Genomic DNA, 1,627 nt, shown 5'->3' with positions numbered 1-1,627 from the left:
AGCGCCCGCCGATGCGGATCGAAACGACGACCGTCGACGGCGAGCCGGCGCTGAACCTCTCGGACGACCGGACACATGACGGTCGGACTCTCGTCGTCGCGGACGTGCGACGACGGTATCGCGTTCAGGCCGGCGAGCGGCCCTCGGTCCGGGTCGTTGACCTCCTCGAGCGTGGTGCCGTCCGGCGTGACGATCGTCCCGTTGTTCGGTTCGATCTCCTCATCGTCCGACGGCGTGAGGAGCATCGGCGCGCCGACCATCGCGAGGACGACGACGCCGACGAGGCCAACCACTTTCAGTTGCTCGTCGTCGAGCGGTAGCTCGTCCATCATGCGTCCACACCTCGCGGGGGGAGGTGGGGGGTTGGCGCACGCGCGAGCGCGTAATGTCCCACATTAGCCGGTTCGACTCGATTTCGAAGATTGATTGAAATTGGTTTCATTTGGCGCTCACCCTCCGAACTTCCGGCGAGATGATGCGGAGCTTGCCCGGCACTTTGTATCGACGAGGGAGATCGTCCCAGCCGAACTCAGTATATTGGCCGCTCGTCCAGAACAGTCCGCGACCGAGCTGCCACTTCGAGGTCATTTCTGTCGACATTGGCGGCTTGACGCCGATGATTTCGTCGCTACCCGTGGGGTTGTCGGTGCCGGAGAGGGTCACTCCCCAGCGCATTTTCTTTCTAATCATCCAGGAGATTTCCCTCGGCTTCTGAGTGAGCAACACGAACGACAGGCCGTTCCGGCGAAAGTCGACGTACTGCTGCGAGACCGCGTCGATCTTCGTCGAGAGGCCGCCCTCGTCGTTGCTCGCGTGGTGTTTGAACAGGTTACTCGCCTCGTCGCAGACCCACGTCGTCCGCATCGACCGCTCCTCGTTGACGTTGTGGTGTACCAACCAGGAGAACCACCAGTGACTCGTCGGGGTCGCCTCGTTCTCGTCGAGCTCGGGATCGTTAGCGTCCCACACCGAGGTATACTCAAGCGGCGGACACTCCGACGCCTGTCGAGTGATCCGCTGGCACCCCCGGAACTGCGGGTCCGGGTAGACGACGTGGAACGCGCCCGATTTCAGCACGTTATTATTCAGATCGTCTAGGTCGTTGTAGCGCTCGACCTTCCAAACGATGTCCTCGAGGTCGACCTCGATCGGCTCGAAGTCAGTCTCTGCGAAGCCGGAGCCGTCGTCGGGGGGCGCGAGTCGCACCGTGTACTCGACGCCTTCCGGCAGGCAGACGACCGCCCACGGCGCGAACGGGAGCCACTCGGTCCGCTGCGGCGTTCCGCGCCACACGACGGCCTCGCCGTTGACTTCCATCCACCGCGCGATGAATGTCGAGACCGACGTCGTCTTTCCGCGCCCCATCGGCCCGTGAATGAGCGCGTCCGAGCCCCCGGTCGTCTCGAGATCGCTCGGGTCGACGGACGTGTCCGGGTCTATGAGGTACTCGAAGACACCCCTACGGGCATCCGAAAGCCCGCTGAAGTCCTCGAAGTCGAGTCGGAACCCGTCCATCTCGGACGTGTGTATGAGCGCATCCAGCATCGCACGAGCGTGCCGGACCGCGCTGTGTGGGGGCGTCCCCTCCACCGGGTCCGGTGTGTTCTCGAGGCGCTCGAGGAGCTGC

General features: G+C 63.8%; 2 protein-coding genes. Both read right to left on the bottom strand.

Translation table 11 applies throughout. The annotated features are described in order from the left end of the window. The coding region (locus DJ82_RS00685; protein ID WP_143420488.1) for a hypothetical protein at positions 1-332 on the bottom strand (332 nt) is incomplete at its 3' end. 106 nt (positions 333-438) lie between these two features. Beyond that, positions 439-1,627 (bottom strand): hypothetical protein (locus tag DJ82_RS00680; protein WP_143420487.1); only part of this gene is annotated, 1,189 nt, incomplete at its 5' end.

Source organism: Halorubrum sp. Ib24 (genome assembly GCF_002252745.1).
In the GTDB taxonomy this organism is placed as follows: domain Archaea; phylum Halobacteriota; class Halobacteria; order Halobacteriales; family Haloferacaceae; genus Halorubrum.
The sequence above is the reverse complement of the archived record's forward strand: the minus strand, read 5'-3'. Positions and strand labels throughout refer to the sequence as shown.